7 protein-coding genes are annotated in these 7,587 nt (G+C 41.9%); all 7 read left to right on the top strand.

The window, feature by feature from the left end:
* Positions 1-213 precede the first annotated feature (213 nt).
* Positions 214-945, top strand: a complete 732-nt coding sequence (locus ACESM0_RS11660) for an acetolactate decarboxylase (protein WP_372906385.1) — start codon at positions 214-216, stop codon at positions 943-945.
* Between the two features lie 283 nt (positions 946-1,228).
* Positions 1,229-1,480 carry an HPr-rel-A system PqqD family peptide chaperone gene (locus tag ACESM0_RS11655; RefSeq protein WP_372906384.1) on the top strand — a complete coding sequence of 84 codons (252 nt, stop codon included), beginning with the start codon at positions 1,229-1,231 and terminating at the stop codon, positions 1,478-1,480.
* A complete protein-coding gene (locus tag ACESM0_RS11650; RefSeq protein WP_372906383.1) occupies positions 1,470-2,522 on the top strand; it encodes an ATP-grasp domain-containing protein in 1,053 nt (350 codons plus the stop codon). The genes ACESM0_RS11655 and ACESM0_RS11650 overlap by 11 nt, the downstream gene beginning before the upstream one ends.
* Positions 2,522-3,898 carry an alanine racemase gene (locus ACESM0_RS11645; RefSeq protein WP_372906382.1) on the top strand — a complete coding sequence of 459 codons (1,377 nt, stop codon included), beginning with the start codon at positions 2,522-2,524 and terminating at the stop codon, positions 3,896-3,898. Before ACESM0_RS11650 ends, ACESM0_RS11645 begins: the two co-directional genes overlap by 1 nt.
* Positions 3,899-3,909: 11 nt before the next feature.
* A complete protein-coding gene (locus ACESM0_RS11640; RefSeq protein ID WP_372906381.1) occupies positions 3,910-6,093 on the top strand; it encodes an urea transporter in 2,184 nt (727 codons plus the stop codon).
* On the top strand, positions 6,081-7,406 hold the full coding sequence (locus ACESM0_RS11635) for a tetratricopeptide repeat protein (protein ID WP_372906380.1): 1,326 nt from the start codon (positions 6,081-6,083) through the stop codon (positions 7,404-7,406). The genes ACESM0_RS11640 and ACESM0_RS11635 overlap by 13 nt, the downstream gene beginning before the upstream one ends.
* On the top strand, positions 7,394-7,587 hold a 194-nt coding region (locus ACESM0_RS11630), incomplete at its 3' end, for a hypothetical protein (protein ID WP_372906379.1). The genes ACESM0_RS11635 and ACESM0_RS11630, both read left to right, overlap by 13 nt.

Here is a 7,587-nt window from a genome sequence, read left to right as displayed (position 1 = left end):
GGGATAAATGAATACCCCCTATGGTGTAGAGTGCTGAAACTGAATAAAATGTCCTGATTTTTGATGTAGTCTTTTTGGACAGCCTCATTTACCTGTTCAGTACTATTCAGTATACGATTTACATGTTATTGAAAGGAAATGTACATCAATCATTTAAAAATGAATATGTTACCTTCAGTGTACACTAATATTAATGAAAGTTGTAAATCAAAAATGATTCGAACTCTCACATTTTTTCTCTCGCTATTTATGAGTTTACTTGCCGGCTCCTTACAGGCACAATCAACGTATAATGTTGAGTATTATGGTGCGCTTCGAGCAACAATACAGAATGGAGATATCTCTGCTAATGCGGATCTTGCCGATTTCATAGATCGGGAGCACCTTTATGCATTAGGCGCATTCGAAAACCTTAAAGGTGAAATCCTGATTTTAGATGGGAAATCCTATTCAACCCGGGCAGTCAGTAATGATCAGGTGCAGTTTATTGATGCTTATGATGAAGAGAAAGCCAACCTTTTAATTCTGGCCTCTGTAGAAAATTGGGATACAATTGAGCTTCCCCACAACATTTCAACTATGGAAGAGCTGCAGGAAACGATTGAAAGCGTAGCGGAAGAGTATGGACTCGACATGGACCGGCCTTTTCCTTTTTTAATTGAGGGTTTATTCGGTGCATTAAACTGGCACGTCATCGACTGGCCGGAAGGTGATAACGTACATACCCATCAAAAACACCGAACGTCCGGACCAAATGGTGTACTTGAAGATCAAAATGTTAAAATCCTGGGGTTCTGGTCCGATTCACATCACGGTATTTTCACCCATCACTCTACGAATCTGCACATGCATTTTGTTACAGAGGATGAATCCCTGGCCGGCCATCTGGATGGATTGGAGAATGGCCAGAATTTAACTCTTTACCTTCCAGAGAGTAATCAATAAAAGTTATATAAAAGAACGTTTGATTCTTATCTATTAAACAGAAATTCAGTCCGCTGAATTGATTGAAGGTTAGAATAGGGTTAATCTTCTTTATTGTATTTTTATCCAACCACCCCTGCCAATCCCAGCAGGCCGGCCTAAATTCCCTCTTTCAAAAGGAAGGTACTTTTTAAATTCCGTCTTTCCTCATATGAAATAACAACCAAATAGCTTATTTTAGATAAAGAAGTCTGATATTCTAAATATTGAATAATCAGGTCTCTCAGCAACTAATTACATCGCCATGAAAATCAAAAAAAGCCTGGCTATCAGCGATACGGGTTTTGTTTTTGACCCATCCACCGGAGACTCATACACACTGAATCCCACCGCACTCGAAATCATTCAGCTTTTAAAAAAGGATCATTCTCCCGAACAGATTTCAGAAATTATTACACAGAAGTATGACGTGGATGAAAGTGCCTTTGAAAGGTATTTCTATGACTTTATCGGAATGCTGAAACAGATGCAGCTGGTGGCTCCCGATGAAGAGTAAAACACTGAATATTGCCATTTCGGGTCTGAACAATGTGGATAGTCCAGGACCGGGAATTCCGGTGATACGAGGTATTCGGGAATCAAATAAATTTGAATCCCGAATCATAGGTTTGGCTTACGAAAATCTGGAACCGGGACCCTATATGCACGATTTTGTGGATAAAACGTATAAAGTCCCCTATCCGTCAGAGGGTGTGGAATCTTTGATGGAAAGAATCAGCTATATTCACAACCGGGAAAATATTGATGTACTGATTCCGAATTTTGACTCAGAAATATTTGTGTTCATCAAATTGGCTGATCGATTAAAAGAAATGGGGATCCACACGTTTTTACCCACGTTGCAGCAGTTCGAAGAGAGACACAAAAGTAACCTGCCCGCCTTTGGTAAAAAACACGGTATAAAAGTCCCTGACAGCTACCCTGTTACATCAGCATCAGAAATATTCGACTTGAAGAAAGATCAAAAAGTTGACTATCCGTTGGTAATTAAAGGAATATTCTATGATGCCTTTATTGCGGGCAACTCAGAACAGGCAGCCATCTACTTTAACAAGATCAGTGCGAAATGGGGTCTCCCGGTTGTAGTTCAGCAGTTTGTAAAAGGAACAGAGGTAAATGTTGTAGCGCTGGGCGACGGAACAGGAAAAACAGTCGGAGCGGTTCCCATGCGCAAGCAGTATATCACCGATAAGGGAAAAGCGTGGGGTGGTATTACGCTTGATGATCCCGGGATGATTGACTACACACACAAACTAATTGCATCCACAAAGTGGAGAGGTGGAATGGAGCTGGAACTCATACGTACCGCCGATAATGAACTCTTCCTCATTGAGATCAATCCACGGCTACCGGCTTGGGTTTATCTAGCCGTAGCTGCCGGACAAAATCTACCCGAGGCCATGATTCAGCTTGCAACAGGAGAAAATGTGAGTCCCTTCACTGATTTTGCAATCGGAAAAATATTTATCCGATACTCGTTTGATATGATTTGCAGCATGGATGAATTTCAAAAACTATCTACAACCGGAGAACTATAATGGACAACAACGAATCTCAATCCGCTCAAAAAAAACCATTTGAACGGCCTGTAATCAAAAAAGTTAATGCTGGAATGCCCTCAAAATTTGGCATGCAGGTTCGGCATGAGCCCATTACAGAAATTGAAGGCGTACCGGTTCAGAGTTTGATGGAACAGTATGGCTCACCCGTTTTTGTCTATTCAGAAAAAACGATCAGGAAAACGTATAAAAACTCAAACCGTGCATTTTCATCGAGATATCCCAATGTGCTCTTTGCCTGGTCGTACAAAACCAACTATCTGAACGCTGTTTGTAACGTGTTCCACCAGGAAGGTGCCTGGGCAGAAGTTGTCTCGGGTTTTGAGTACAAAAAAGCGATTGCCAACGAGGTTCCCGGGGATCAGATCATTTTCAACGGTCCGTATAAATCCAAAGAAGATCTCGAGCTGGCGATTGAAAATAAATCCCTGATCCACATCGACCATTTTGATGAGCTTTATGACATAATAGAAATCAGTAAATCATCCATTAAAAAGCCAAAAGTTGCCATTCGGGTGAATATGGACGTGGGCATCTATCCTGCATGGGATCGTTTTGGATTTAATTACGAAAACGGTGAAGCGTGGGATGCCCTCAATCGAATTATGCACTGTCCAACTATCGAACTTACGGGACTGCACACTCATATCGGAACCTATATGATGAGTACGGAACCCTATAAGGTTGCCGCTCAGAAAATGACGGATCTGGCACTTGGGCTTGAACGGAAATTTGACCACACCGTGAAATATATTGACATGGGGGGCGGTTTCGCATCAAACAATACGTTGAAAGGTGGTTACTATCCGGGAAGCGACACCTCTCCCTCATTTGACGACTATGCCGAAGCAATTGTCTCTGTGCTGATGAAAGCAGATTTCAAACCGGACAATCTGCCCACACTCATACTGGAAAACGGGCGTGCCATGATTGACGATGCCGGATATCTTGCAGGAACTGTGATTGCTAATAAGCGGCTGGCCGACGGTCAGCGAGCAACCATTATTGATGCAGGAGTAAACCTTCTATTCACGTCATTCTGGTATGATCACGACATTCGGCCTGCAAAAAGTGTCTCCGATCAAACCGAAGAGACCGCCATTTTTGGACCGCTGTGCATGAACATTGATGTCATCAGAAAAAATATGGTGTTTCCGCTACTCAAAAAAGGTGACCCATATGTCATTCGAAGAGTGGGCGCCTACAACAACACTCAATGGCTGCAATTTATCACAACCCGGCCAAATGTGGTGTTGATTGATATGCAGGGCAACACACATATCATACGAAAGCAGGAAACTCTCGAAACACTGAATAATCAGGAAGAGATTCCCGACTATCTTTTAAATCAATAAACCGTAAGACAATGAAAGCACCTGACTGGTTTTGGAAAGGGCTGCTTAACAGCTACACGCAGATATTCTTTTCTGAGAATATGATGTTTGCAGCCATCCTTATTCCGGTCTCATTCATTGATTTCTATGCAGGGCTTTTCGGTCTGATATCCGTATTGTTCACCAATTCAGTAGCTTACGTTTTTGGACTCGATCCGCAGAAAATCCAAAAAGGATACTATGGGTTTAACTCACTTCTGGTGGGCCTCGGACTTGGTATTCAGTTTGACCCCGCACTCATTCTTCTCTTTATCGTTCTGCTCGCCTCAGTGCTCACGCTTTTCATTTCTGTGACTCTTGAAGGTGTTATCGGAAAATACTATCTGCCCCACTTGAGTCTGCCGTTTGTCTTTGCACTCTGGATGCTGATGCTCTCCACACGGGAGTTCGACGCGTTAAACCTGAACGAACGCTGGATCTACACGCTTAACGATCTCTATATTATTGGCGGGCCTTCGCTCGTCTCGGTATATGAATGGTGGAATCAGCTTGCAATCCCGTCTCCCATCAAATCATATTTTCTCTCACTGGGAGCGATCCTGTTTCAATTCAGCGTGTTTTCCGGCGTATTGCTTGCAGTTGGGCTGTTTATCTATTCAAGAATTGCGTTCACTCTATCGTTAATCGGTTTTTTTGCGGCATGGGCTTTTTATGGACTTATCGGGGCAGAAATATCTGAAGTGGGATACAGCTATGTAGGTTTTAATTTTATTCTCACGGCAATTGCTATAGGCGGCTTTTTTATCATTCCCAATGTTTATTCTTACATATGGGCCATTATCCTGGTTCCATTGGTTGCTATTATCGCAATCAGTGTCAATACCGTTCTTTCGGTTTTTCAGCTCCCGGTTTACGCATTGCCGTTTAACATTATCGTTCTTGTATTTTTATATGTTCTGAAATTCAGAACCGGAGAACAATCGAGACTCTTTACCTGGTTTGTTCAGAGAAATTCGCCGGAAAAAAATCTCTACTCTTTTCTGAATTATCGAGATCGATTTTACAGCTACGCCCGCGGATCTTTAAAACTACCTTTTTTTGGTGATTGGAAAGTAACTCAGGGACACAATGGAGCCTATACCCATAAAGGTGATTGGAGCCACGCATGGGATTTTGAAATTGAAGACGAGTATGGAAAAACATATCAGGGAAGCGGGGATTATCCGGAAGATTACTATTGCTACAATAAATCCGTGATAGCACCGGCTGACGGAACTGTAGAAGATGTCATAGATGATGTTGAAGACAACGTAATTGGGCAAAAAAATCTTGACGAAAACTGGGGTAACACGGTTGTCATCAAACATTCCGAATTCTTTTACACCAAGGTCAGTCATCTCAAAAAGGGCTCGTTGAAAGTTAAACGTGGCGACAGAGTACGCACAGGCGATATTCTTGGTGTTTGTGGAAACTCCGGAAATTCTCCCTATCCCCATCTCCATTTTCAAGTTCAGGAGACACCGTATATCGGATCAAAAACACTGAAACATCCGCTCACCAATTATTATGCTGGGTCTGGATCATCAGATAAAAGATTGATAGACAACGGTATTCCTAAAGAAGAACAGTTTGTATCGAATATACAGGTTCATTCATCCTTGAAAAAAGCTTTCGATCTGGTTCCCGGGCGTATATTTAAATTTAAAATGAGTGAAGGGAATTCAGATTTCGTGATTTGGGAGGTTAAGATCGATAGCGGACTCAACCGTTTCATCGAATGCAGGAAAACAGGTTCTAAAGCTTATTTTAAAAACGAACCGGCTATGCTCCACTTTCACAATTTTGAAGGCGACAGATCCTCCCTTCTCTATAAATTTTATCTGTCGGCGTATAAAGTCAGTTTTGGTTTTGAACACGGTCTGGTTCTGAACGACAGCTACCCGATTCATCTGATATTCAATCCCAACCAGACAATCATGCAGGATTTTATTGCTCCGTTTTACCGCTACCTTGATGGAGTTTTCACACTCACCTATCCCGACCACAGTTCTGGTCTGCAATCAACTGAACTGGAGTTGCATGGTACTGCAAAAAAACATCGGTTTGGGAAAAATCTCGATGAGATGTCTTTTTCATTCCGGGTTGATGGCGATGGATTACGGGAATTTCAGTTTATAGATTATCAAGAAAAAGTGGTGGCCACATGCGTCAAATAGCTATTATCATAGTGATGCTATTCTTTTCTGAAGTTTCCTATAGTCAGGGTCAGCAGACTACCAGTACTGTAGATGCCACAACCTATCAGTTATGGTCTCAACAGGATTGGAATACTCTGATTGAGACGGGAAACCTGGCCATCAAAAACGGAATTGATTTCTACTATTTACGATATCGGCTTGGGGTAGCCTATTACGAAAAACAGAACTATCATCGAGCTGCACAGCATTTTCAAAAAGCGTTTGAAATGAATGACAGTGATGAGCTACTGAAGGAATATCTCTACTATTCCTATCTGTTTTCTGGCAGAAACTATGAAGCCTATTTTACCGAGCAAACGTTTTCAAAGGCAACACGTCGAAAATTGAATCTCGGCAAAGACCTGGCATTCAAAAATATATATGTTTCCTGGTCGGGCCAACAGGACGCTCCGGAATCAGCTACCGAAAATTTCAATTCTTCCATCGAAATTGAAGGATTGCAGACTGTTTCGACCGGATTCAACCTGTTTCAAATCGGTGGTGAACACAGTGCGGGCAATCGAACTTGGTTTAGCCATACTTATACTCACCTTCAAAAATCGTACTTTCTGTTTTCAAATATCGATGGTTCTACGGTCATTAATCCTGATGAAACCGTTTATCTGAATCAATACTATATCGGTACAACGACACTCCTTAAACCGGGCCTGGATCTTCGCTTTGGATTGCATTACATCAACCTGCTCAATTACGTTACGACGGTTACCTCCGCCCCTCGTCCACGCAGTTTTCGAACCGGAGTGACAAATAACGATTTCGTGGGCTCAGTGGGTCTATATCGCCGGTTCAGTTATGTTGAGACCGGAATCTCATCCTCTGTATCAAACCTGAACGGAGCTACACAGCTCCAGCAGAATGCAATTTTATCACTTTTCCCTTTCGGTAATCTGCGTTTTTACACATCGTCTATACTTTACTATCAATCGGAAAAAGCAGGAAATCAGGATTGGCGAACGGATTTGATCTTCACCCAAAAAGCCGGACTCAAATTAATGAACCGTATTTGGACTGAGGCATTTATGAATTTCGGTGATCAACTAAACGTAGTTACCGACAATGGGCATACTATTTTTAACGATACAAATGTAACAACATCGCGATATGGTATTCGGTTGCACACCCTTATTACAAATAAAATGAACCTTCTTCTGGATTACAGCAACATAGAAAAAGAGAGCCGATTTACTGGCGGTGAATCCGGCTCCGTTATACAGAACGCTGTACCTTACGAAACTCAAAATCTAACTGTGACGCTATTATGGAATATCTAAAACACGCTATTTTATCCATATTTATCCTCACATCGCTTTCCCTCCCCGCTTTTGCACAACAGAGTTTAAGTGATGCGTTTAGTGCCAGTTATGAGTCTGAAAATGCCGGGAATCTGGAAACAGCTATTGAAGTACTTGATTCGGTATACGATGCTGAATCATATGAACTGAATTTACGACT

The organism is Rhodohalobacter sp., from assembly GCF_041686455.1.
GTDB lineage: Bacteria > Bacteroidota > Rhodothermia > Balneolales > Balneolaceae > Rhodohalobacter.
Note: the sequence above shows the minus strand (reverse complement) of the source record. Positions and strands in the feature narration are given on the sequence as shown.